This window comes from Trinickia sp. (assembly GCF_051954495.1).
Classification (GTDB): domain Bacteria; phylum Pseudomonadota; class Gammaproteobacteria; order Burkholderiales; family Burkholderiaceae; genus Trinickia.
The window spans coordinates 24,966-49,626 of sequence record NZ_JBQCHR010000147.1 but is presented as its reverse complement, the minus strand read 5'-3'; the positions used below and the strand labels follow the sequence as shown (position 1 = coordinate 49,626).

Sequence of the window (24,661 nt, the reverse complement as noted above, 5' to 3'; positions counted from 1 at the left end):
GCGTGGTGCGATGCGGCCGATGGCCGATTTACCCGCCGCATGAACCGTGCCGCGGACGGGGAACGCGGCAGCTTTTACAGGGCATTGTGCAAAAGCGCGGCGCGCAATGCTGCGCTGCGTTGAGGCAGGCGCGGCGCACGAGCATCGTTATCGCGTTTTGCTGACGGCACGGCGCTTGCGAGGATCGAGGCGACGAGCAGCAACGCGGGTCGGTATCCGTTCCCGGTTCTACTCGCTCGAGTTCGGCAATTTCTTCCATCTTTGCGCAGGAGGAACCGTGAAAGCACTCCCACTACTCAAAATCGCCGCGGTTGCAGCTTCCCTCATCTACGTCGGCGCGGCGGCTCAAGCAGCGGATTCGTCGACCGCATCATCGACCGCAGCGGCGAGTGCGCCGTCGGCCAGCTCCGAATCTCTGGGGCAGCACATCAGCGACGGGACCGTGACGACGAAGGTGAAGGCGGCGTTGATGACGGCCAAGGACGTGAAGTCGACGCACATTCACGTCAAGACCCGCCGCGGTATCGTCTGGTTGACCGGCAGCGTGCCGACGAGCGACGAGAAGACGCGGGCGCAAGAGGTTGCCGAGGGCGTGACCGGCGTGCACGAAGTGAAGAACCGCCTGAAGATCAGCGAGGCGGGGAGCGCACAGTAGCGATCCCCGCACGGCGCGGCTACACAGGCCGCGACAGAGGCGGCCGTCGAGTGGCGGCGTGTCACGACGCGCTAGGCGGCGCGTTGGCGGCTGTTATGCCCCTGCGCGGTTGGAGGCCGCCTAAGCCTGCCGTCACGCTTGACGATGCGTGAACTCGCCAAGCGGCATGGGGGGCTGGGTCGGGTCGAAGTCGGCCCAACGGCCTTGTTGCCAGCGACCCGCGGCGCGCTCTATAGCAAGCGCGCCCGCGCGGTCGAGGGTTTGCGCCGCGGCCGCCTGATTCTCGGGCGACACGTGCACGGCCACGAGCACGCCCGAATCACGCGTTTCATGATGCACGGCGTGACGGACGACTTCGCCCACCGGCGGCGCGGCGTTCAGCCGGGCTTGCAGGAGCGCGCCCAGCAGCGCGCCGGCATAAGCGCCCACTCCGGCCGCCGTTATCGTGGCGAGGAACGACGCGGTCAGTGGCGCGCATAGCGCGACGGCCAGGACTGCCCCCGCGACGGAGCCTATGACGGCGCCCCGGCCCGGGTGCGCGGCCGGGCGCAGCGCATGCGGCACGACGTGCAGGCTGTCGGCGGCCGCGTGCGCGTGCTGCCCTCGGGGATTCACGAAGAACAGGCTGACGTCTTCTTCGACGAAGCCTTGTGCGAACAATTGCCGGGCGGCGGATTCAGCCGCGGCGAACGTGGTGAAACGTCCAGCGACGATGAGCGACATGGCGGCTCCTTGGCGGCGCGGCAGTGGGACGCAGGCCGCATGAGGAAAGCGGGGAAGCCGGGCGCGGTTGGCGACGACACGCGCCGCGGGCCGTCAGTTAGACACCGTTTCTAGACGCGAGTGCGACGGCTGCGGGTTTGTTCCTGTTCCCAGTGCATGTCCAACGCCTGCGCGCTGCCGTTTTGGCCCCGGATTGCTGCCGTGTGCTTCTATCGCCCTGTTTCCGCCGTGATCCGGCCTCGTCCGCCCGATGTACGCAGCCGCATGAAGCTGACCGCCGAGGCGAGCCCCGCAACAGCCGCCGCCACGGCGAGCGTAACGCTCGGGCCTTTATCCGGAACGACGCCGAATATCAGCGCGACCAGCGCCGCGCCGATCGTTTGGCCGGTCAGGCGAGCCGTGCCGAGCATGCCGCTCGCGCCGCCGCTGCGCTCGCGCGGCGCGGCCGACAGCATCTGCCGGTTGTTCGGCGATTGAAACATCCCGAAGCCCGCACCGCACAGCGCCATACGCCAAGCGATATCGAACGGAGCCGGATGCGCGCCGACGGTTGCGAGCAGGACGAGCCCGATCGTCAGCGCGATCAGTCCCACGCCGCCTAGCACACCGGCCGAATAGCGATCCGACAAGATGCCGGAGATCGGCGCGGCGAAGACGATCGCGAACGGCCAGGGCGTGATCAGCAACCCCGTCTGTACTTGGTCGAAGCCGAACACGTTTTGAAACAAGAACGGTAGCGAGACGTAGGCCAGCATCTGCGCGCAAAACGAGCAGATCGATGTGGCGATCGACAGCGCGAACACGGGAATTTTCAAAAGATCGATCGGCAAAAGCGGCGCGGTGCGCGTGAGCTGGCGCCGCACGAACACATAGCCGACGAGGATCAGGCCGAGCGTCTGCGCGAGCAGGCCGAGCGTGGCTTCGCCGTGCCCGAGGCCGTCGATCGTGAAGATGAGCAAGCCGAATACGATCGCGTTCATCGCGGCGCTTAGGAAATCGTACGGCGTGTTGTGTCCGGGGTTCGTCGGCAGCGCGCGCATGGCGCCAAAAACGGCGACGAGCCCGATCGGCACGTTGATCGCGAAGAGCCACGGCCACGAGGCCACGGACAGAACGGCCGATGCGACGGTCGGTCCGACAGCCGACGACACCGCGACCACCATCGCATTGATCGCGACGCCTCTGCCGAGCAAGTTCGCCGGATAGATCGTGCGCACGAGCGCGGTATTGACGCTCATGATGCCGGCGGCCCCGAACCCTTGAACCACCCGCACCATCGCCAGCGCCGGCAGGGAGTGCGCGAGCGCGCAGCCGAGCGAGGCGACGGTGAATAGGGCCAGTCCAGCCGTATAGATACGGCGATAGCCGATTCGATCGCCGAGCGAGGCGAGCGGAAGCAGCGAGATCGTGATCGAGAGCTGATACGCGTTGACGACCCAAATCGAGGCCGCGGCGCTGGCGTGCAAATCGCGTGCGATCGTGTGCAGCGCGACGTTGGCGATTGCGCCGTCGAGCACGGCGAGCGTGATCCCGAGCGCGATGACGACGATGGCCCAATAGCGCTGCGGGACCGGAATGCCTTGTTCTGCTTCCATCGGGGGAGAATTGGGGTGGCGCGCGCGGCGGGGCACGGCCCGCGCCGCAGACTGAGTTGCTTTGCTTACTTCAATTCGTACAGGCCGGTGTAGACGGTCGAGTCGATCTCGTTCAGATGCGTCATGAAACGCGCGACGGCATTCGTCGTTTCGGGGGTGATCGGGAGGCGATCCACCTTCAGCGCATGAAGCCGGAAGATATAGCGGTGGGGCTTGTCGCCGCGCGGCGGCGCCGCGCCGCCGAAGCCCTGGGTGCCGTAATCGTTGCGCACCTGCACCGCGCCGGCCGGCAACAGGCTGCCGTCGGCTTTGCCCGCGCCGAGCGGAAGCGAACGCGTATCCGCCGGAATGTTGACGACCACCCAGTGCCAAAAGCCGCTGCCTGTCGGCGCGTCGGGATCGTAGACGGTCAGCGCCAGGCTTTTCGTGTCTTCGGGCGGGGCTTCCCATTGCAACGAGGGCGACAGGTTGCCGCCGTCGCCGTCGACGCCGAACGCTTTGTCGCCGCATTCCTGCGCTTTGGGCATGAAGCCGTTGATGGGAAAGTCGTCTGACCAGATTCTGAATTCAGCCATCGGATGCCTCCTTCTTCTTAACGGGTTCAACGGTTGCAGCACGATGTGCCGCGGTGCGGCATGCGAGCCGAGTGTATCTCACTGCCCTCCGGCTCGCTTGGCGACTTGCGCCGGACAGCATCGCGGCACGAAGCCCTACTTGCCCTCGCGCAGCTTGCGCAAGCGCCAGATCAGGCTGGACGTATCGAAGCGGCTGCCGCCCAGCCCTTGGACATCGGCGTAAAACTGATCGACGAGCGCCGTGACGGGCAGCGGTGCGCCGTTGCGCTTCGCTTCCTCGAGACAGAAGCCGAGATCCTTGCGCATCCAATCGACGGCGAAACCGAAGTCATACTTGTTTTCGATCATCGTCTTGCCGCGGTTGTCCATTTGCCAGCTCGCCGCCGCGCCCTTGCCGATGACCCCCAGCACGCGCTCCATGTCGAGCCCCGCTCGTTCGCCGAAGTAGATCGCCTCCGACAACCCCTGCACTAGGCCCGCGATGCAGATCTGGTTGACCATTTTCGTCAATTGTCCGGCGCCGACCGGGCCGAGGCGCGTCACCGCGACCGCATAGTGCTTCAGAACGGCTGCGGCGCGTTCGAACGCGGGTTCGTCGTCGCTCCCGCACATGATGGTCAGCTTGCCGTTTTGCGCGCCGGCCTGGCCGCCTGAAACAGGGGCGTCGATGAACGTGACCCCTCGTTCGCCGGCCACCTGGCCCAATTCCCGCGCCACGCCGGCCGACGCCGTGGTGTGATCGGCGAACAGCGCGCCGCTCGCCATCCCGGCGAACGCACCGTCATCGCCAAGCGTGACGCTGCGCAGATCGTCGTCGTTGCCGACGCAGGCGAGCACCAGCTCGGCGCCCTGGGCGGCCTCGCGCGGCGTACGTGCGGCGCGGCCGCCGTGTTCGGCCACCCATTGCTCGGCTTTCGCGTGGGTGCGGTTATAGACGGCGACGTCGAGACCGGCCTTGGCCAAATGGCCGGCCATCGGGTAACCCATGACGCCTAGGCCGATGAACGCGACGCGGCGAATCGCATCGGCGGGGGAGGAAGTCGGCTCGCTCACGGCGGCTCCTTACAGTGATTCGGTGGGGTGGGGGCCCCAATTATCGCAGCGGCGCGATTTTTTGGTTGGCCGCCGTGCGGCGCTGCACATTCGCGAATGCGCGCCGTACGTCTAGAATGCGGTTATCAAGAGAAGGCGATGGCGGAGATCATCATGTTCGATTCGTCGGTTGGATTGATGCTCACCCTGGCGCTTTTTGCGTGCGTCGCACTCGTGCTGTCGACGCGCTATCGCACCGACCATCCGCTTGCCGATCTGATGCGTTGGGTCCACGCGCACCACTGGTTCGATCGGCTGCATCACCACCGGCACTGATCGGGTAGCCGATGTCGTTGGCGCGACGCAGCGACGGCGCGACGGCGCCGTGCGGCGTGCTTATCGGCTTGTCGTTTGCAGCGCCGCTGTTTTCCGCCTTCCCGCCTTTCAGCCTTTCAGCCTTCCAAATCTAAATTCCCCAGCAAGACGAGCGGCTCCGCTTGAGAGCGCGTGCCTAGATCGAAATCACGCGCTGTTTGCCACGCGCCCAGCTTGCGCGGCAACGCTTCGAGGTAATGGAGGAATCGCTGGAGGCCGTTCGGCTCCATGAGAGAGGCGATTTCGCATTCGTCCCAGGTCATATGCACGTTGAGCGGATGCCGCGCGCCACGCGCCCGCTCGGTGATCGGCGCCGAGATTTTTAGCGTGGTGGGGCGGTCGGGACCGCCGTAGGGCTCGATCCGAATGTCGGCCGTCGGGCCGATGACATCTTTGAGGGCTTGCGCAATGCGGGGGGCGAATTCGGCGTCGAATCGGTGGGCAATGGTCGGGTTCATGAGGCGCTTCCGTGGTCAGGCGATGCTAGCACGGAGGCGCGGGCGGGCCGGTTGTCTCGCGCGCGCGAGGGCTAACGCTGCCTGCGGCGACTCGGCCGACTCGCGGCATGTTTGGTCCCCCCGACAGGAATCGAACCTGTATCTAGCGCTTAGGAGGCACTTGTTCTATCCATTGAACTACGGGGAGGACTTGCGTTCCGGGCGTTGAGCCCGAATAGGCCGGCGCGCGCAGAGTATAGCAAAGGCCGCGCGATCCCTGGCGCGAATGCATAGCTGCAAGCGCGCCAGCCTATACCCGATCGGAATCAGAACTCGACGGCCGCGAATTCCGCCTTGCCCACGTCGCACAAGGGGCAGCGCCAGTCGTCGGGAATGTCGGCGAACCGCGTGCCGGGGGCAATGCCTTCGTCCGGCAGGCCTTCCTCTTCGTTGTAGATCCACCCGCAGATCAGACACACCCAGCTTTTGTACTCGATCACTTCGCTCACAGCGTTCTACCCTGATTCGTCGTAAATAGTCGCGGCCTTGGCGCCCGGGCCTCGATGCTTCGCAACCCACGATTGTACCGAACGGCCAGCGCCTGTCGGCTTGCCCGCCGCCGCCGGTACAATGGACGTTTCGAATTTCGCAGGCGCGTTCCCCCTATGTCGCTTTACTCCATCGTCGACGCTCAGCTCGCGTTCGGCCACGTCGCGCTGCTCGACCATGCCGATTTTTCGCTGGAGGCCGGCGAACGCGTCGGGCTCATCGGACGCAACGGCGCGGGCAAGTCGTCGTTGCTCAAAATCGTCGCCGGGCTCATGCAGCCCGACGACGGGCTTGTTACGCGACAACAAGATCTCTCCACCGTCTACGTTCCGCAGGAGCCCGAATTCGAGGCCGACGCTTCCGTGTTCGACGCCGTAGCGGGCGGTCTCGCGCAGGTGCGTGCGTCGTTGGACGAATACGACGCCGTTGCCCACGCGCTCGCGGCCACGCCCGAAGGCGCCGAACACGACGCCCTGCTCGCGCGCATGAACACGCTACAGTCGGCGCTCGATACCGCCGGCGCTTGGAATTGGCGCACGCGCGTCGCGACCACCCTCGCGCAGTTGAACCTGGACGGCGACGCGCGGGTCGGCGCGCTTTCCGGCGGGATGCAAAAGCGCGTCGCCCTCGCGCAGGCCCTGGTGGTCGATCCGGACGTGCTGCTGCTCGACGAGCCCACGAACCATCTCGATTTCGACGGCATTCGCTGGCTCGAGGATCTGCTCGTCGGCTCGCGCGCGGGCTTGCTGTTCATTACCCACGACCGGGCGTTTCTCGACCGCGTCGCCACGCGCATCGTCGAGCTCGACCGCGGCCGCTTGCTCTCCTACCCGGGCAACTTTTCGGCGTATCAAACGCGAAAGGCCCAGCAGCTCGAAGTGGAGCGCGTCGAAAACGAAAAATTCGACAAGCTGCTCGCGCAAGAAGAGGTATGGATCCGCAAGGGCGTGGAAGCACGCCGCACTCGAAGCGTCGGGCGTATTGCCCGCCTCGTCGAAATGCGGGAGCAACGCGCCGAGCGCCGCAACGTGCAAGGCAACGTGAAGCTCGACGTCGGGCAAGGCGAGCGATCGGGCAAGATCGTCGCCGAGCTGACCGACGTCACGAAGCGCTATGGCGATCGGACGATCGTCGACCGTGTTTCCACGACGGTCATGCGCGGCGACAAAATCGGCTTCATCGGGCCGAACGGGGCGGGCAAGACGACGCTGCTCAAGCTCATTCTGGGCGAGATCGCACCCGATGAAGGGTCGGTGCGCGTCGGCACGAATTTGCAGGTGGCGTACTTCGATCAGATGCGCGCTCAGCTCGATCCGGAAAAAAGCCTGGCCGATACGATCAGCCCCGGCAGCGACTGGATCGAGGTGAACGGTACGCGCAAGCACGTCATGAGCTACCTGGGCGATTTCCTGTTCGCGCCCGAGCGAGCGCGCTCGCCCGTGAAGTCGCTCTCGGGCGGCGAGCGCAATCGGCTGTTGCTCGCGCGATTGTTCGCGCGGCCTGCGAACGTGCTGGTGCTCGACGAGCCCACGAACGATCTCGACATCCCCACCCTCGAGCTGCTCGAGGAATTGCTGGCCGAGTACGACGGCACGGTGCTGCTCGTCAGCCACGACCGCGCGTTTCTCGACAACGTCGTCACGTCGGTGATCGCCTTCGAAGGCGCGGGGCAATGGCGCGAGTACGTCGGCGGTTTCACCGACTGGCAAACTCAGAGCGAGCGCGCACAGCGGCTTTCGCAGGAGGCTGCAGCCAAGAACGCGCCCAAGGCCGCGCCGCGCGAGGCTGTGCCGAAAGAGAGCGCCGCGGGGCGCAACGCCCAGCGCACGGTCAAGCTTTCGTTCAAGGAGCAGCGCGAACTCGAGGCGCTGCCCGACACAATCGCGGCGCTCGAAGCGGAGCAAAAGGCGATCGGCGCGCAGCTCGAGGACGGCTCCATTTTCGCGCGCGACGCGAAAGAAGGGGCCCGGCTGACGGAACGCTACGCGGCGATCGACGACGAACTGCTCGAGGCGTTGGAGCGCTGGGAGGCGCTCGACGCCAAGCGGAAATAGGGCGCGCAACCGCTGCGCGCCGGGCCGCCCCGGACGTACGCGGGCGCCGAGGGCGGTCGGCCGCTCGGCCGATGGCCGTTCCGCCGAATTGCCGTGTGAAACGAAACCAGTAAAATACGCCGCGATCAGGCGGCCCGCGATAGGGCGGCCCGCGATAGGGCGGCCTGCGATGAGGGCAGCCGGTGAGCGGCGCCCGTGGCGCCCGCTTTGCGGGCACGCTGGCCGCTCCCGTTGTTTCGATTCGCTTTTTTTGAACTTTCAACGCTTTGTCCACGCAGATATCCACATGCGCTGTGGACAACGACCTACACGAGACCATGTCCACGAAAAAGCCAAGCGCCGCATACAGCGAGGCGTCGATCAAGGTGCTCAAAGGGCTCGAGCCGGTCAAGCAGCGGCCGGGCATGTACACGCGCACCGAAAATCCGCTGCACATCATCCAAGAAGTCATCGATAACGCGTCGGACGAGGCGCTCGGCGGGCATGGTCGGCAGATCACCGTCACGTTGCACGCCGATCAGTCGGTTTCGGTCGACGACGACGGTCGAGGCATCCCGTTCGGCTTGCATCCCGACGAAGGCGTCCCGGTCGTCGAGATCGTCTTCACGCGTTTGCATGCGGGCGGCAAGTTCGACAAGGCCGCCGGCGGCGCTTATACGTTCTCGGGCGGTCTGCACGGCGTCGGCGTGTCGGTCACGAACGCATTGGCGTCGCGGCTCGACGTGACGGTCTGGCGCGAGGGCAAGGTGGCCCAGATCGGCTTCGCGCACGGCGACGTCGTACGGCCGCTGGCGGTACGTTCCGCCGAAAGGGGCGAGAAGCGCTCCGGCACGCGCGTGACCGCGTTGCCCGACCCTAAGTACTTCGATTCGGCGAATCTGCCGCTCGGCGAACTGCAACGGCTCTTGCGCTCGAAAGCGGTCTTGCTGCCCGGCGTCGAGGTCGTGCTCGTCAACGAAAAAACCGGCGAGCGCCAAAGCTGGAAATACGACGACGGCCTGCGGGGCTACTTGCTCGAGGGCATGGCCGGCGGCGAGCTTTTGATTCCGCTGTTCGAGGGCGAGCGTTATGCCGATAGCGCACGCACGAACGAGGAAGCCTTCACCGAAGGCGAAGGCGCGGCCTGGGTCGTCGCATGGAGCGAGGAAGGCCCGCTCATGCGCGAATCCTACGTCAACCTCATTCCGACGCCCGCGGGCGGTACGCACGAATCGGGCCTGCGCGACGGCTTGTTTCAAGCGGTCAAGAGCTTCGTCGAATTGCACAATCTGCAGCCCAAGGGCGTCAAGCTGCTGGCCGAGGACGTTTTCGCGCGTGTGTCGTTCGTGCTGTCGGCGAAGGTGCTCGATCCGCAGTTCCAAGGGCAAATCAAGGAGCGGTTGAACAGCCGCGACGCGGTGAAGCTCGTCTCGTCGTTCGCGCGTCCGGCGCTCGAACTCTGGCTCAACCAGCACGTCGAGCACGGCAAGAAGCTCGCCGAACTGGTCATCAAGCAGGCGCAGGCGCGCACGCGGGCCGGACAGAAGGTCGAGAAGCGCAAGAGCTCGGGCGTGGCGGTGTTGCCGGGTAAGCTGACCGATTGCGAATCGACGGACATCTCGCGCAATGAGCTTTTCCTCGTGGAAGGCGATTCGGCGGGCGGCTCGGCGAAGATGGGCCGCGACAAGGAGTTCCAAGCGATCCTGCCGCTGCGCGGCAAGGTGCTCAACACGTGGGAGACCGAGCGCGATCGCTTGTTCGCGAACAACGAGGTGCACGATATCTCGGTGGCGATCGGCGTCGATCCGCACAACCCGGACGACACGGTCGATCTCTCGAACTTGCGTTACGGCAAGATCTGCATTCTGTCGGACGCCGACGTCGACGGCGCGCACATTCAAGTGCTGCTGCTCACGTTGTTCTTCAAGCACTTCCCGCAGTTGATCGAACGCGGCCACGTCCATGTCGCGCGCCCGCCGCTCTTTCGCGTCGATGCGCCGGCCCGCGGCAAGAAGCCGGCGCAAAAGCTCTACGCGCTCGACGAAGGCGAGCTCGAAGCGACGCTCGACAAGCTGCGCAAGGACGGCGTGCGCGAAACGCAGTGGTCGATCAGTCGCTTCAAGGGGCTCGGCGAAATGAGCGCCGAGCAGCTCTGGGATACGACGATGAACCCCGACACGCGGCGGCTCATGCCCGTCGAGCTTGGGGAACTGGAATACGAAGGCACCGTCTCGCGCATGACGATGCTGATGGGCAAGGGCGAAGCGGCCGCGCGCCGCAGCTGGCTCGAAGAGAAAGGCAACGAAGTGGAAGCCGACATCTGAGGCGAGCGCGACGCACGCGCTTCAACCCTGGTCTCCTGAATACGGACATAATTTTCGATGGATCAACAAGACGATCTGTTCGCACCTGCCGCCGCGCCCGACGGCGACGCGCTGACGCTCGGCCACTACGCCGAGCGCGCCTATCTCGACTACGCGGTGAGCGTCGTCAAGGGGCGGGCGCTGCCCGATGTCAGCGACGGACAAAAGCCCGTGCAGCGCCGCATCTTGTTCGCGATGAGCGAGATGGGCCTTAACGCCGACGCCAAGCCGGTGAAATCGGCGCGCGTCGTCGGCGACGTGCTCGGTAAATACCATCCGCACGGCGATCAATCGGCCTACGATGCGCTTGTTCGCCTCGCGCAAGATTTTTCGATGCGCTATCCGCTCATCGACGGTCAGGGCAATTTCGGCTCGCGCGACGGCGATGGCGCGGCGGCCATGCGTTACACCGAAGCGCGTTTGACGCCGATCTCCAGGCTGCTGCTCGATGAGATCGACGAAGGCACCGTCGATTTCGCACCGAACTACGACGGCTCGTTCCAAGAGCCGAAACTCTTGCCGGCGCGTTTGCCATTCTTGTTGCTCAACGGCGCATCGGGTATCGCGGTGGGCTTGGCGACGGAAATCCCGTCGCACAATCTGCGTGAAGTAGCGGCTGCCGCCGTGCAGCTGATCCGCCACCCGAAGACGACGCACGCAGAGTTGATGGACTTGGTGCCCGGTCCCGATTTTCCAGGCGGCGGGCAGATCATCTCGAGCGCGGCTGAAATCGCCGCGGCCTACGAGACGGGGCGCGGCAGTCTGAAAGTGCGTGCGCGCTGGAAGATCGAAGACCTCGCGCGAGGCCAGTGGCAACTCGTCGTCAACGAACTGCCGCCCAATACCTCGGGCCAGAAGGTCCTCGAGGAAATCGAGGAGCTGACGAACCCCAAGATCAAACTCGGCAAGAAATCGTTGACGCCGGAGCAACTGCAGACCAAGCAGACGATGCTGGCGCTGCTCGACGCCGTGCGCGACGAGTCGGGCAAGGACGCGCCCGTGCGCCTGGTGTTCGAGCCCAAGTCGAGCCGCATCGATCAAACGGAGTTCGTCAACTCGCTGCTGGCGCATACGAGCCTCGAATCGAACGCGGCGCTCAACCTCGTCATGATCGGCGCCGACGGGCGGCCGCGGCAGAAGGGCTTGCTCGACATCCTGCACGAATGGATCGGCTTCCGTTTCGCGACGGTCACGCGCCGTACTCGCCATCGGCTGACGAAGGTCGACGACCGCATCCATATCCTCGAAGGCCGGATGATCGTCTTCCTGAATATCGACGAGGTCATCCGTATCATCCGCGAGTCGGACGAGCCGAAGGCCGCGCTCATGAGCGCATTCGGACTCAGCGAACGCCAAGCCGACGACATTCTCGAAATCCGGCTGCGGCAGCTCGCTCGTCTCGAAAAGATCAAGATCGAGAAGGAGCTCGACGCGCTGCGCGAGGAAAAGACGAAGCTGGAAGAGCTGCTCGCGAACGAATCGGCGATGAAGCGGCAGATCGTCAAGGAAATCGAAACCGACGCCAAGCAATACGGTGACGAGCGCCGCACGCTGATCCAGCAGGAAAAGCGCGCCACGTTCGAGGCGCGCGTCGTCGACGAGCCCGTGACGGTGGTCGTTTCGCAGCGCGGCTGGGTGCGTGCCCTGAAGGGGCATGGGCTCGATGTCGCCGGCTTTACGTTCAAGGACGGCGACAGCCTGTATGCTGCGTTCCAGTGCCGCACGCCTGACGTATTGATCGCCTGGGGCAGCAAGGGACGCGTGTACTCGGTGCCGGTATCGACGTTGCCGGGCGGACGTGGCGACGGCGTACCCGTGACGTCGCTCATCGAACTCGAGCCGGGCACCCATCTCATGCATTACTTCGCCGCGAGCGCCGAGCAGCCATTGCTGCTTGCCTCCAGCAACGGCTACGGGTTCATCGCCCGTGTGGGCGACATGGTGAGCCGCGTCAAGGCCGGCAAATCGTTCATGACCATCGACGAAGGGGCGCAGCCCCTGGCGCCGATGCCGGTGCTGCCGCAGGCGGCGCAGGTCGCTTGTTTGTCGAGCACCGGCCGCTTGGCCGTGTTCGGGCTCGACGAGATGAAGACGTTGTCCGCCGGCGGCCGCGGCATCATTTTGATGGGCCTCGACGACGGCGAAAAACTCGCTCAAGCGTTGGCGATCGGCCCGGCCGGCGTCGTCTTGCTCGGCACCGGACGGGGCGGCAAGCCGCAAGAGGAGAAGCTCGCCGGCGCGGCGCTGGCCGCGCACGTCGGCAAGCGCGCCCGGCGCGGACGCGCCCCCGACACCCGTTTGAAAATCGCGGCATTGCGGCCCGCGCTCGATTGATGCCGAAGCCTCGGCCGGCCCGCGCATTGCCGAGGCGCGTGTCGGCCGATATTACGACCGCTCTTGGAGAGTCCCATGTCCCTGTCGATCGCCATCGACATCGCCTTGTTCGCGCACCTGGCCGCTGTCGCCGTTTGGATCGGCGGTATGGTGTTCGCGCATTTCTGTCTGCGCCCCGCGCTTGCCGACGTCTCGCCGCAGCTTCGCTTGCCGCTCATCGAAGCGGTGTTTTCGCGCTTTTTCAATTGGATCGGCGCCGCGGTGATCGTGCTCTTGATATCGGGCGGTTTCTTGATGTCGCGCTTCGGCGGCTCGCACGCCCCTTGGCAAATCCATTTGATGGCGGCGCTCGGCGTCGTGATGATGCTGATATACGGGCATGTGCGTTTCGCCGTCTTTCCCCGCATCCGTCGCGCGGTGCAGGCGCAGCGCTGGCCCGACGGCGCGCGCGCCGTGGATACGATGCGTCGCCTCGTCCTTGTGAATCTCTTGCTCGGCTTCGTAACGATCGCGGCGGCTGTACTGTCTCGGGGGTTCTGAGCCGCGGCCACCGCGGCTCGACAGATCGGCGATCTTGATGACCTTGGCGGCCGTTCGGGCCGCCATCGCCGTTATCGTCGATGCGCACGCGCACCGTTTACCGATTGTTTCGGTGAAGGCGTTTGCAAGCTGTTTGCGAGATACTGCGGCCTTTACGGGTTGTCGGACGATGACGATGGTTCCACCCGAATCGCCCGCGGGCACGACCGAGCACGCGCAAGCGGCCGCGGACGCGTGCATCACGCCGGCGCAGCTACTGCGCACGTTCGGCGAAATGAGCCTCTACGGTTTCGGCGGTGTGATGCCGTGGGCGCGCCGCATGCTGGTCGAGCGGCGCCGCTGGATCGACGATCGCGAATTCGCCGAACTGCTCGCTATCGGCCAAATCCTTCCGGGGCCGAACATCTGCAACATCGCCGTCATCGTCGGCTACCGATACTGCGGCTGGCGCGGCTCGGTTGCCGCGGCCATGGGGCTGATGTCGGCGCCGTTCGCCATCGTGCTGCTGCTCGGTGCGCTTTATCACCGCTTCGGAGCGCTGGCGGGCGTGCAAGGGGCGCTGCGCGGCATGGCCGCGGTCGCGGCGGGTCTCGTGCTGATGACGGGGATCAAGCTTGCGCAAAGCCAGCCGCGCACCGTGCGCGCGCTCGTGTTCGGGCTATTGTCGCTGACGGTCGTCGGCATCGTTCATCTGCCGCTCGGATGGGCGATGCTTGCGCTGATCCCGTCCGCGTTGGCGGTCGAATGGAGGGCGCACCGATGATGCTCGTCGAACTCGCGTGGCATTTCGCCCTCGTCTCCGCCGTCTCCTTCGGAGGCGCGACCGCCGTCATTCCGGAGATGCATCGCTTTCTCGTCGAGCAGCATCATTGGATCGACGATACGACGTTCGCTGCGCTGTTCGCGATCTCGCAAGCGTCGCCCGGTCCGAACGTACTGTTCGTTGCGCTGTTCGGCTGGCAGGTCGCGGGGCTGGCGGGCGCGCTCGTATCGACGCTGGCGATGTGCGGTCCATCGTCGCTGTTCGCGCTTGCGTTCGAGCACTTTACGGGGGCTCATCGCGACACGCGCTGGATGACCGTCATTCGCCGCGCGCTCGCGCCCGTCACGATCGGTCTGCTGATGGCGACGGGCGCCACGCTCGCGCGGGGCGCCGATCATTCCGCCGCTACGATCGCGTTGACGATCGCAACGGTCGCGGTGGGGTTGCGCACGCGGCTCAATCCGCTTTGGCTGATCGGCGCCGGCGCTCTGATCGGCGCGCTCGGCTACGCGTAGGCGAGCCTCGTTCGTTACCGATACCCGAGCAGGTGGGCGGCGCCGAAAACCACCGCGACCGCTGCATAGACGGCGTACACAGGCATCTTGAATCGCGCGAGGCACACGAGTGCGAACGCGGCGGTAACCAGGTAGGCGGGCCGAGGCGGCACATGCTCGCCGACGTGCACGACGGCCGTGAGCAGGAAAGCCGTAGTCGATGCGCGCAGCACACGCATGCCATGCTCGAAGCGCGTGTGTGCTTCGAGCCGATGCAAGTGTCGGCGCGCGAATACGATGAGCATCCCTGACGGGATGAACAGAGCGCATGTCGCCACCACGGCGCCGAGCCAGCCTTGCACGAGATATCCGAGAAACGGCACGACGTTCAGTAACGGACCCGGCGAGACCGGCGACAACGCGAACGCGAGCGTGAACTCCCGAGCGCTGACCCCGAGTTCGGGCGTCTCGAACAGCGCCTTGAGCACGGGCAGGGCGGAAAACCCGCCGCCGAACAAGGTAATGCCGGCCCCCGCGAGACGTGGCCAAATCAAACGCGCGGCATACTCGGGCGGCAGCGGCGTGGCGAACAGCGCGATCAGCGCAACGAGAGCGAGCACCAGGAGCTTGTCCGCAGATCGGAGCGAGATGTCGAGTTTCCCGCCGCGCGCCCGGCTCGCGATCCAGCCGAGTGCGAACGATCCGGCCAGCAGAAGCACGAATGCCGCGGTGCCGCGTATCGTCAGGAGTACGATGCACGCAAGGATGGCTGCGGCCCATTCGAGCGGCGCACGTACGAGCACGCGCGTTTGTCGGTACCAGGTGATGCCGATGAGCGCCGCGAGCACCACGGCGAAATGATCGAGCAGGCCGGGGGCCGCGAGCGTTCGAATGAACGGCTCGTTGTAGAACGTCGCCATGGCGGTCATCGTGCAAAAGAACGGCAGCACGCTCGCGAGGCCCGCGATGCACGCGCCGATTCGTCCGCGCAGCGCGTAGCCCACCTGCACGGCGACATTGCAGCCGACCGCCCCCGGGATCATCCAGGCCAGCGCGACGAAATCGGAGTATTGGATCTGCGTGAAGCGCCGCTCGCGCTCGACGTAGTGCAGCTCGAGTTGCGCCATCAGCGCCAACCCGCCCCATGAAAGGGCCGAAAGCGCGAACACGACTCTGAACAGCGTCCACAGCGGTTCGGGTTCTGTCTCGCTCGCGGGGGCGCGCTGCGCCTTCGTTTCGTCGCTGCTGGGGGCGGTGGGCACGGCGCGCGCGGCGGGTCTCCTCTGCGTGCTTGCATCGCTCATCGGATCGGTCCTCGTCTTCTCTCTCTCGCGCCGATCGTCGTCTGCCGGCGCTCTTTTGCGGCGCTGCTATGCCGATTGTTTGGTCGTATTCTTTTGGTTCTTGCCGTACGCGCCGAAAGGCTCTTGCGCGTCGCACACGCCGAAGCGATCCAAGACGCCTCGGATGCCGTCCGCGGGCACGGGGCGCGAGAACAGGAAGCCTTGGGCTTGGATGTTCCCCAGCGCCGACAGCCATGCGATCTGCTCTTCCGTTTCGGTGCCTTCGACCACGACGGTCAGCCCGAGCGAGCGCGCCAGATTGACGATTGCCGAGACCATCACGCAGACGCTGCGGTCGGCGGGGATGGCCTGCACGAACGAACGATCGACCTTCAGCGTGTCGACCGAGAAGCGGTTCAGATACGACAGCGACGAATAGCCGGTGCCGAAGTCGTCGAGCGCAATGCTGACGCCGAGCCGCTTCAGGGCGACGATCTTCTCCGAAACGAGTTCGGGGTACTCCATCATCGCGGTTTCGGTGATCTCGAGCTCGAGCCGGTTCGCCGCGATGCCCGTTTCCTCGATCGCGCGTGAAATCGTTTCATAAAGATCGCCGCGCCAGAACTGCACCGCCGAAATGTTCACGGCCAGCGAGAGCGTCTCGTACCCGTCGCGCTGCCATTGCGCGAGTTGCCGGCAGGCCGTTTGAATGACGAAGTCGCCGATCGGAACGATGAGGCCCGTCGATTCGGCCACCGGTATGAACTCGCTCGCCGAAATGACGCCTTGCTGCGGATGGTTCCAGCGTGCAAGCGCTTCGAAACCCGTGACGCAGCGCCGTGCGAGATCGATCTTCGGCTGGTAGACGAGGAACAGCTGGTTTTCGGCGAGCGCGACGCGAAGTTGCTGCTCCCACTGCATCAGGTGATCGGCGCGATGCGACAGATGAGGCGAGTAGAACTGATAGCAGTTCTTGCCGGCGTCCTTGGCGCTGTACATCGCAAGGTCGGCCTTCTTGAGCAGATCGATCTCGCTTTCGCTTCCAACCGAATACAGCGCGATGCCGATGCTCGCATGCAGCACGAACGACGTGCCGCGCACGTCGAACGGGTGCTCGAAGATCTCGCGCACGCTCTCGGCGAGCTGCACGGCTTGCCGCTCGACGTCCCCGCCCTTGAGCACGACGACGAATTCGTCGCCGCCGATGCGCGAGAGCACACCGGCTGCGCCGACAGCATCGGCCAGGCGAGAGGCGGTCATCTGCAGCACGATGTCGCCGGCGTTGTGCCCGAGCGTATCGTTGACAGTCTTGAAGTTGTCGAGATCGATGAAAAGAATCGCGAGCCGCCCGACGTTGCTCGGATCGCCCACGTCTTGCCGCAGGCTTTGCAACGTGGCGTAACGATTGCGCAGGCCCGTGAGCAAATCGTACTCGACGAGGTGCGTCATCTCGCGCTCGCGGCCCAGCAACTTGCCGATGAGGCCCGTCGCGACGGCGAAGAAACCGAGCATCGCGAGCGAAATGAAGCTCGCCATCAGCAGATAGACGTTGCGCGTATGGTTGTAGTCGGCGAACTCTTCGGCTTCGGAGAGCCCGACGAGCACGCCCATCGGATAGCCGTCGATGTGCCGATACGAAACGATGCGCTTGACGTGGTCGATCGGGTCGACCATCGTGCCCGACACATGTTCGGAAATCGGGTAGGTGCCGCTGGCCGAAAACCGGCCTGCCGGATCGCGCGCCAGACCTGTGCGGCGGGCGAGAACCGAGCCGTTGTCGGCAATCACGGCGATCACGCCATCCTTGCCGATCGCCGCGTTGTTGTAGAAGTCGCTCGTGAAGTAGCCCGGATCTTCGGAAACCACCACCACGCCCGCGAACGAGCCGTCGGCGTGGTTCAGGCGGCGCGTCATCTGCAGCGTCCACTGGTGCGACACGCGCCCGAGCACAGGCTTGCTGATATAGAGCTGGTCGTCGTTCTCGTGCTCGTGAACCTTGAAGTGCTCCCGGTCGGAAAGGTCGATCGGCGTAGGATTGGTTTCGGCCGTGCTCGCCACCAGAATGCCGTGCTCGTTGATGATCGCCACCTGCACGAGCGTGTCGCTTTGCACGACGCCTTTTTCCACCGTGCTGGCCAGATCGAAGTGCTCGGGGCTCTTCTCGAACTCGTACTTGACGAAGCGGGTGATCTGATCGACTTGGTGAATGGCCTTGACGGTGTGCTGCTCGAGCGCCGACGAGAGAATCGCGGCCGACGCGGTCGCTTCCCGGTAGGTCGAATCGCGCTCGACCGACAGCCGCGCCGAAATCACCGTCCACAGCAGCGCAAGCACGAGCACGCCCAGCGCCGGGATCGCGATCAGCGCGCGACGGCGTGAGCCCGCAGCACCGGTCTTCGTGCGCGTGTCCCTCGTAGAATGAAGCCGGGCGAAATTCATCGGAGCAGTGAGTTATGAAAGGCTTCGCATACCGCAGACGTTCCTCATCGAGGATATTACTGAATGGATAAAAATTAAGATAGCGTCCGTTTATCGGGTAAACGTTTGTCGCGTCAGGCACGATTTCGGCAATGGCATTCGCATTTTGCGCCATAAACGTCGCAGCCGCCCGTGCGGCTTGGCCGCCCGGTCCCCGGCGATGCGCCTTCAGGCGTCGATCGGCATGCAAGCGGCGATCCCAAGATGGCCTAGTAGACCGAATGGGTATTCCAAGTGGTGAGAAAAGGCGGGGAAAGCGCGAGCAAGAAATGCGAGGTGCGAGGCCGTGCGACGTCCCCGCGCGAGGCGAAGGGGCCCCTGTGCCTTAGGCGAGGCGAGCGGCGCCGTCGATGATCGTTGTCGAGTGGCCGCCGATCCAAACCCGGCCGTCGTCGGCATAATCGACGGCCACTCGGCCTTCACGCCCTATGGCCGTGCCTTGGCGCACGGTATAGCGTTGACCCGGTTGGCGCTCGCGGGCCGCGAGCAAACATGCGATAGCCGCATTGGCGCTACCGGTAACCGGATCTTCGTAAATCTCGAACACGCTATCGACGACGATGCAGCGCACCTCTAGCGTGGCAGGGCCGTCCGGCGCATGCAATGCATAAAATGCAAGACCGGTCATGCCCAATTTCCGCACTATCTGCGAAATAGCGGCAGGATCGGGCGCGATCGATAAGCACGTCCGCGGCGAATCGACGCCGATCGCAAGCCATGGCGCGCCGTTGTCGACGCAATACGGCGGCAGGACGTTGAAATCGATCTCATCGCTGCGAAGCGCGGCTTTCAGCGCAGGCAGCAAGCTCGCGTCGACCGGTTCGATGCGAGCTGGCGGCGCGGCGAAGGCCAAGGAGCCGTCGTCGCGCATGGCCACCTCGACCAGGCCGACGCCGCATTGCTGAATCAGTTGCCCGGGGCGACGCGGCCGATGGCCGCTCTCGATGAGCGCGTGCGCCGTGCCGAGCGTCGGATGACCCGCGAACGGCAATTCGTACGCCGGTGTGAAGATCCGCACGCGATAGTCCGCGTTTGCGTCGGTCGGCCGGCAAATGAAGGACGTCTCAGATAGATTCGTCCACCGGGCGATCGCCTGCATCTCGTCGTCCGTCAAGCTGTCGGCGTCGAAGACGACGGCCAACGCATTGCCCTTGAACGGCACTTGGGAAAACACGTCGACCTGCTTGAAGCGGACGGGGCGCGCGCTCATCGATGAACTCCGCTTACGCCACTTCCGCGATGAGCTCGATCTCGACGCACGAGCCCGTCGGAATTTGCGCCACGCCGAATGCGGAGCGCGCGTGCTTGCCCGCATCGCCGAAAATTTCGCCGAAGAGTTCCGACGCGCCGTTCGTCACGAGATGCTGCTCGGTGAACTCGAGCGTCGAATTCACGAGGCTCATCACTTTGACGATGCGCTTGACGCGGTTCAGATCGCCCGTATGAGCATGCAGCGAGGCGAGCAGATCGATCGCGACCGAACGGGCCGCGACCTTGCCTTCGTCGGTCGTCATGTTCGCGCCGAGCTTGCCGACCCACGGCTTGCCGTCCTTCTTCGCGGTGTGGCCCGACACGAAGACCGTGTTGCCCGTCTGCGCGCACATCACGTAGGCCGCGGCCGGCGTGGCGGCTTGGGGCAGTTCGATGCCCAGTTCCTTGAGTTTGTCGTAGACGTTGGTATTTGCCATGTCGATTCCTTGAACGAAAAAGGGGTAAGTGTAGAGGCAGAGCGAATCGGCGGCGCGCTTGCGTTACAGGCGTGCGCGAATGAGCTGCGCCAAGCGCGCGACGCCTTCGTCGATGCGCGCAGGCGGCACCGTGACGAACGACAGGCGCAACGCGCTGTGGTCGGCGTCGTGGGCGTAGAACGGCGCGCCGGGCACGAACGCGACGTTCTCGGCGACGGCCGCCTCGAGCAACTGCATCGTGTCGATGTGCTTAGGCAGGTTGGCCCACACGAACATGCCGCCTTCCGGCCGATTCCACGTGACGCCCTCGGGCATGTGCCGCTCGAGCGATGCAAGCATCGCTTCGCACTGATCGCGATACAGCGCGCGGATCGTCGGCACATGTTCGTCGAGGAAGCCGTCTTTCACGACCTCGTGGACGATGCGCTGCGTGAAGCTCGGCGTATGCAGATCGGTGGCTTGCTTTGCCTGGACCAGTTTGAAGTGCAGCTCCTCGGGCGCGATGATGTAGCCGAGCCGCAGACCGGGGGCGAGCACCTTCGAGAACGAGCCGCAGTGCACGATGTGATCCGGCGCCATCGACAACAGGGTCGGCAGCGGGGCGCCGGCATAGTCGAGCGCGCCGTACGGATCGTCCTCGATCACGGGGAACGGGCTCGTCAGCGCGAATTGCGCGAGGGCTCGGCGGCGTTCGAGCGGCAAGCGGCGCCCCGTCGGGTTCTGGAAGTTCGGCTGCGCGTAGAGCAGGCGGGCGCCCTCGGTCAGCGCGGGCGTCAAGCCTTCGGGGATGAGCCCGTTCTCATCGGTCGGCACTTGCACGTAGTGCGCTTCGTACATCGAGAACGACTGCAGCGCGCCCAGGTAGGTCGGGGTTTCGACGAGCACGGGGCTGGCCGGGTCGATCAGGACCTTGCCGAGCAGATCGAGGGCTTGCTGCGAGCCCGTGGTGACGAGGACCTGCGTGGGGCGAATCGTGACGCCGTTTTTCGAGTAGCGCGCGGCGATCCATTCGCGCAGCGGCAGGTAGCCTTCGGTCGCGCTGTACTGGAACGCGGCGGCCGGGGCGTCGCGGATCACGCGCTCGCACGCTTCGCGCATGCGCTCGACCGGGAACGTGACGGGTGAGGGCAAGCCGCCGGCGAACGAAATGACTTCGGGACGTTCGGTGACTTTCAGGATCTCGCGGATGGCGGAGCTCGTGAGTTTGCGTGCGCGCTCGGAAATGCGCCAGTTGGTGTGCGGCAGATCGCTGTGATCCATGAAACGTCTCCTTAATCCTCGATGGTGGTTGAGTTGGGGGTCCGTCGTCGATACCGAAACACGGGTAATGTTTCGAGACGAGAAGCGCGATTATCGCGCGAGTCGTCCCGTTGCGCGCGTCGGCGTGACGGCAGTGCGAACGGCGGCCTTGCGCCCGAGCACCACCGTGGCAATGACGGCGGCGGCAAAAAACCAGGTGGACGGTGCGACGGCTTCCCCGAAAAACAGCGCGGCGAACGCGATCGTGAAGAATATCTGCAATAGCTGAACTTGTCCTACTCGAGCGGTTCCGCCCATCGCGAGCCCGGCATACCACGCAAAAAAACCAATGAATTGGGAGAACAGCGCAACGTAGCCGAACGCGAGCCACGTGCGCAGCGCGACGGGCCCCGGGTGCTGCAGGTGCTGTTGCCACCCGAGCCAGCCCACCGGCACGACGAGAAACGGCGCGGCCAGCACGAGCGCCCAGCAGATCACCTGCCACCCGCCGAGTTCGCGCGCGAGACGGGCGCCTTCGGCGTAGCCGAGCGCACCGACGACGACCGCGGCGAGCATGAGCAGATCGCCCGCCTGCAGCGCGCCGCCCCCCGCGTGCAGCGCATAGGCGACGACGAGCGCGCTACCGACCGCCGCGCTTGCCCAAAACGCGGGCGAAGGCCGCTCGCGCGAGAGCCAGGCCGCGTAGATCGCGACGAACAACGGTTGTAGGCCGTTGACGAGCGCCCCGTGAGAGGCGGGAACCGATTTCATGGCCCACGCCGAAAACACCGGGAACGCGACGATGACGCCTAGCGCCGTCACGGCCAGCCCTTTGATTTGAGCGCGGTTGGGCCAACGCTCCCGGCGCCAGGCGAGCAGGAGCGCGGCGGGGACGGAGGCCGCCAGTGCGCGGCCGAGACCGTTCAACAGCGGATGGAATTCCTGCACGACGATGCGTGTCATCGGCAGCGTCAAGCTGAAGATGATCACGCCGACGAGACCGAGCAGCATGCCTTGCGTTTCACGCGACTTCGTCACTCCATGACTCCTAGTGCGGGTTGGGCGGTGGGCGCCGGATGCATCCGGGCCGATCTATGCGAGCGTGCGAACGCCCGACGGCGTTTCGATTTCGGCCATGAGCAGTGGGGCGCCGTCCGTCGCTGTTTCTAGTTCGATCAAATGCTCGGCGCCGAGCCATCGCAGATGGGCGCGAATGTCGTCGGCGCGCGGGTGGCTCGCCTTGAGGCGTTTGAGAGCCAGGCCGGTTGCGGGCAGGCGCGTGCTCGGATGTGCCGACGTGTCCCATTGAATCAGCGTGGGCACGACGCCCTCGCCGGCGCCGTCCCAACTCGGAAACGAACCGTTCTCGGGCACCGTCAGGCGCCAGGTCAACTCCCCGCGCGCCATCGGTATGACCGGCGCGATACGCGACGGATACTGACTTTGCCAACGGCCGAGGTCCTTCGGACGGAGCACCCGCACCGCCCAGTGCGCGAGGTAGGGACCGCGCTCGAGCCGCTCGCGCATGGCCGAATCGTCCAGCGCAAACCAACGCGGGCGAGGCGCCGCCGCGCCGGCGCCGGCGGCGTTCGCGGTGCGCTCGCGCTCGGCTTGCGGGTCGATGGCGATAATTTCGAGATACGCGCCGCCCCAGAAGGCGACGAGGCGATTGTGCGTGCCCATGGCGACGTGCGTGCCGCCGGGGGCGGATTCGACGCCGAGCGCGTCGGAGACGAACCGCTCGCCTTCTTCCAATGAGCGTGCGGCGACGACGAGATGATCGAGTTCGAGCGCGGAGGCTGTTGTCATTGTGGATCTGCGAATGCGGCGAGTCGTGCGGCGGGGGCGCAGCGGACGTTGGTTGATACGATGCCGGCGCGCGAACGCTTGGCGGCAAGGGTCCACTTTAATCGCGTGGGCCGGCACAGTAACGGTACAATCGGCGCGATACTATTCGGTACAGTTCGTTTCCAGACGCCTTTGCCATGTCCACTGCGCTTGATCTCATTCCCGCCCCCCACGGTGCGTCGCAGCTGACGCTCGTCGAGCAGCTCGTGCAATGGGCGCGCCGCCGCATCGAGGAGCGCGTATTCCGGCCCGGCATGCGCATGCCCTCGATCCGCAAGCTCGCCCAAGACAAGGGGGTCTCGCGCTTCACGGTCGTGGAGGCGTACGAGCGGCTCGTTGCCCAGGGTTACCTCGATTCTCGGCGCGGCTCGGGCTTCTACGTGCGGGAACGCGCGGCGAGCACACCGGGCGATGGGCAGCGGCCTCCTGCCGTGGCCGCTGCCAACCGTTCGATCGACGTGACTTGGCTGTTGCGCAATACGCTGCATGCCGGCGCGCCGGAAAAAGGCCCGGGTCTCGGCTACCTGCCGAGCCGCTGGCTGGACGGCGAGCTCGTCTCGAGCGCCTTGCGCACACTGGGCCGGCAAAGCGGCGGCCAATGGCTCGGCACCGGTACCGCGCAGGGTTTTCTGCCGTTGCGCCATCAACTGCAGACGCGTCTCGAGGAGTTTGAAATTGGCGCCGCCCCCGAGCAGATCGTCCTCGTATCGGGCGTGACGCAGGCGATCGACCTGATCGCGCGCCTTTATGTGCAGCCCGGCGACGCCGTGATCGTCGGCGATCCGGCTTGGTTCCTGATGTTCGGCCGCTTCGCGGCGCAAGGCGCGCGGCTCGTCGGCGTGCCGTATACGCCGCACGGCCCGGATCTCGACGCGCTCGAGTCGCTCGTCAAGACTTGGCGGCCGAAAATGTTCGTCATCAATTCGGTGCTGCACAACCCGACGGGCACCTCGCTGTCGCCGGCTCAGGCGTTCCGGATACTGCGCTTGGCCGAAGAGTACGACTTCATCGTCGTCGAGGACGATATCTACGGCGATCTCTGTCCGCCGAACTACCCCGTGACGCGGCTCGCGAGCCTCGATCAGCTCGGGCGCGTGATCTACCTGGGGAGTTTTTCGAAGACGCTGACGGCGAACCTGCGCGTGGGCTTCGTCGCATGCGCGCACGATGTCGCCCAGTCGATCGCCGATCAAAAGGTGCTGATCGGCATGACGACGCCCGAGCTCAACGAACGCGTGCTCTACAAGATCTTGACCGAAGGGCATTATCGGCGGCACGTCGAGCGTCTTCGGGCGAGACTCGACGGCGTGCGCGACAAGTGCGCTCGCATGCTGGAGCACACGGGTTTTTCGCTGTTCTCGATGCCGGCGGCGGGCATGTTCCTATGGGCCGATACGGGCGTCGACGCGGACGCCCTGGCGGCTGCCGGACAGGAGGCCGGGTTCTTGCTGGCCCCCGGAAGCTTGTTCTCCCCGCACCAGTCCCCCACCACTTGGATGCGTTTCAACGTCGCAAACTGTGGGGATCCCGCGCTGCCCGGCTTCCTGACCGACTACGTGCAAGGGCCGCATCGCGCCCCGCGCCCCTTGAAAACCCCCGCGGCGGCCCCCAATTGAGGCCCCGCTGCGCGCCGCGCCGATGGTTCAGGGCCGCCGGG

22 protein-coding genes and 1 tRNA gene are annotated in these 24,661 nt (G+C 65.3%); 9 read left to right on the top strand and 14 right to left on the bottom strand.

The features are described from left to right. The first annotated feature begins 277 nt into the window (after positions 1-277). Positions 278-655, top strand: coding sequence for a BON domain-containing protein (locus tag ACTHNR_RS19815; protein WP_440549363.1), 378 nt, complete (start codon positions 278-280; stop codon positions 653-655). A 132-nt stretch (positions 656-787) separates the two neighbouring features. Here ACTHNR_RS19815 and ACTHNR_RS19810 read toward each other — a convergent pair whose 3' ends face one another. The 4 genes from ACTHNR_RS19810 to ACTHNR_RS19795 all read right to left on the bottom strand — a co-directional run bounded on the left by ACTHNR_RS19810 (position 788) and on the right by ACTHNR_RS19795 (position 4,601). Next, positions 788-1,378, bottom strand: coding sequence for a hypothetical protein (locus tag ACTHNR_RS19810; protein ID WP_440549362.1), 591 nt, complete (start codon positions 1,376-1,378; stop codon positions 788-790). Positions 1,379-1,587: 209 nt separating this feature from the next. Next, positions 1,588-2,973 (bottom strand): MFS transporter, encoded by a 1,386-nt coding sequence (locus ACTHNR_RS19805; protein ID WP_440549361.1) that lies wholly within the window; start codon positions 2,971-2,973, stop codon positions 1,588-1,590. Between the two features lie 65 nt (positions 2,974-3,038). Next, the gene (locus ACTHNR_RS19800) at positions 3,039-3,548 is read right to left on the bottom strand and encodes a YbhB/YbcL family Raf kinase inhibitor-like protein (RefSeq protein WP_440549360.1); all 510 of its coding nucleotides are present in this window, start codon (positions 3,546-3,548) and stop codon (positions 3,039-3,041) included. A gap of 135 nt (positions 3,549-3,683) precedes the next feature. Then, positions 3,684-4,601 (bottom strand): NAD(P)-dependent oxidoreductase, encoded by a 918-nt coding sequence (locus ACTHNR_RS19795; protein WP_440549359.1) that lies wholly within the window; start codon positions 4,599-4,601, stop codon positions 3,684-3,686. Between the two features lie 138 nt (positions 4,602-4,739). Here ACTHNR_RS19795 and ACTHNR_RS19790 point away from each other — a divergent pair, with 138 nt between their 5' ends. Beyond that, entirely contained in the window at positions 4,740-4,916 is a 177-nt protein-coding gene (locus tag ACTHNR_RS19790) for a hypothetical protein (protein ID WP_440549358.1), read from the top strand. Between the two features lie 116 nt (positions 4,917-5,032). On the opposite strand, the gene ACTHNR_RS19785 is transcribed toward ACTHNR_RS19790, so the two are convergent. The 3 genes from ACTHNR_RS19785 to ACTHNR_RS19775 form a co-directional block, all read right to left on the bottom strand. Continuing rightward, positions 5,033-5,413 (bottom strand): DUF5594 family protein, encoded by a 381-nt coding sequence (locus ACTHNR_RS19785; protein ID WP_440549357.1) that lies wholly within the window; start codon positions 5,411-5,413, stop codon positions 5,033-5,035. A 112-nt stretch (positions 5,414-5,525) separates the two neighbouring features. Further along, a tRNA-Arg gene (locus ACTHNR_RS19780) sits at positions 5,526-5,600 on the bottom strand. Positions 5,601-5,718: 118 nt separating this feature from the next. Then, positions 5,719-5,901 carry a rubredoxin gene (locus tag ACTHNR_RS19775; RefSeq protein ID WP_440549356.1) on the bottom strand — a complete coding sequence of 61 codons (183 nt, stop codon included), beginning with the start codon at positions 5,899-5,901 and terminating at the stop codon, positions 5,719-5,721. 156 nt (positions 5,902-6,057) lie between these two features. On the opposite strand from ACTHNR_RS19775, the gene ACTHNR_RS19770 reads away from it, so the two are divergent. The 6 genes from ACTHNR_RS19770 (at position 6,058) to ACTHNR_RS19745 (ending at position 14,489) form a co-directional block, all read left to right on the top strand. Beyond that, positions 6,058-7,995 carry an ATP-binding cassette domain-containing protein gene (locus ACTHNR_RS19770; RefSeq protein WP_440549355.1) on the top strand — a complete coding sequence of 646 codons (1,938 nt, stop codon included), beginning with the start codon at positions 6,058-6,060 and terminating at the stop codon, positions 7,993-7,995. Positions 7,996-8,312: 317 nt separating this feature from the next. Then, positions 8,313-10,298: a DNA topoisomerase IV subunit B gene (locus tag ACTHNR_RS19765; protein WP_440549354.1), complete on the top strand. Its 1,986-nt coding sequence runs from the start codon at positions 8,313-8,315 to the stop codon at positions 10,296-10,298. Positions 10,299-10,355: 57 nt separating this feature from the next. Then, positions 10,356-12,671 carry a DNA topoisomerase IV subunit A gene (gene parC, locus ACTHNR_RS19760; RefSeq protein ID WP_440549353.1) on the top strand — a complete coding sequence of 772 codons (2,316 nt, stop codon included), beginning with the start codon at positions 10,356-10,358 and terminating at the stop codon, positions 12,669-12,671. A 75-nt stretch (positions 12,672-12,746) separates the two neighbouring features. After that, a complete protein-coding gene (locus ACTHNR_RS19755; protein ID WP_440549352.1) occupies positions 12,747-13,211 on the top strand; it encodes a DUF4149 domain-containing protein in 465 nt (154 codons plus the stop codon). Between the two features lie 175 nt (positions 13,212-13,386). Then, positions 13,387-13,974, top strand: coding sequence for a chromate transporter (locus ACTHNR_RS19750; protein WP_440549351.1), 588 nt, complete (start codon positions 13,387-13,389; stop codon positions 13,972-13,974). Further along, positions 13,956-14,489 (top strand): chromate transporter, encoded by a 534-nt coding sequence (locus tag ACTHNR_RS19745; RefSeq protein WP_440549350.1) that lies wholly within the window; start codon positions 13,956-13,958, stop codon positions 14,487-14,489. Before ACTHNR_RS19750 ends, ACTHNR_RS19745 begins: the two co-directional genes overlap by 19 nt. Before the next feature lie 14 nt (positions 14,490-14,503). On the opposite strand, the gene ACTHNR_RS19740 is transcribed toward ACTHNR_RS19745, so the two are convergent. The 7 genes from ACTHNR_RS19740 to ACTHNR_RS19710 all read right to left on the bottom strand — a co-directional run bounded on the left by ACTHNR_RS19740 (position 14,504) and on the right by ACTHNR_RS19710 (position 22,965). Beyond that, entirely contained in the window at positions 14,504-15,772 is a 1,269-nt protein-coding gene (locus tag ACTHNR_RS19740; protein ID WP_440549349.1) for a chromate transporter, read from the bottom strand. A gap of 66 nt (positions 15,773-15,838) precedes the next feature. Further along, entirely contained in the window at positions 15,839-18,190 is a 2,352-nt protein-coding gene (locus ACTHNR_RS19735; RefSeq protein WP_440549348.1) for a bifunctional diguanylate cyclase/phosphodiesterase, read from the bottom strand. A 364-nt stretch (positions 18,191-18,554) separates the two neighbouring features. Next, positions 18,555-19,439 (bottom strand): PhzF family phenazine biosynthesis protein, encoded by an 885-nt coding sequence (locus ACTHNR_RS19730; RefSeq protein ID WP_440549347.1) that lies wholly within the window; start codon positions 19,437-19,439, stop codon positions 18,555-18,557. Positions 19,440-19,452: 13 nt separating this feature from the next. Continuing rightward, positions 19,453-19,917: a RidA family protein gene (locus ACTHNR_RS19725; protein WP_440549346.1), complete on the bottom strand. Its 465-nt coding sequence runs from the start codon at positions 19,915-19,917 to the stop codon at positions 19,453-19,455. A 63-nt stretch (positions 19,918-19,980) separates the two neighbouring features. Beyond that, on the bottom strand, positions 19,981-21,177 hold the full coding sequence (locus ACTHNR_RS19720) for a PLP-dependent aminotransferase family protein (protein WP_440549345.1): 1,197 nt from the start codon (positions 21,175-21,177) through the stop codon (positions 19,981-19,983). A 90-nt stretch (positions 21,178-21,267) separates the two neighbouring features. Further along, entirely contained in the window at positions 21,268-22,167 is a 900-nt protein-coding gene (locus tag ACTHNR_RS19715; RefSeq protein WP_440549375.1) for a DMT family transporter, read from the bottom strand. 81 nt (positions 22,168-22,248) lie between these two features. Then, positions 22,249-22,965: a VOC family protein gene (locus ACTHNR_RS19710; RefSeq protein ID WP_440549344.1), complete on the bottom strand. Its 717-nt coding sequence runs from the start codon at positions 22,963-22,965 to the stop codon at positions 22,249-22,251. Between the two features lie 176 nt (positions 22,966-23,141). Between ACTHNR_RS19710 and ACTHNR_RS19705 the strand changes: the two genes are divergently transcribed. Further along, positions 23,142-24,620, top strand: a complete 1,479-nt coding sequence (locus ACTHNR_RS19705) for a PLP-dependent aminotransferase family protein (RefSeq protein WP_440549343.1) — start codon at positions 23,142-23,144, stop codon at positions 24,618-24,620. The last annotated feature ends 41 nt before the right edge of the window (positions 24,621-24,661 follow it).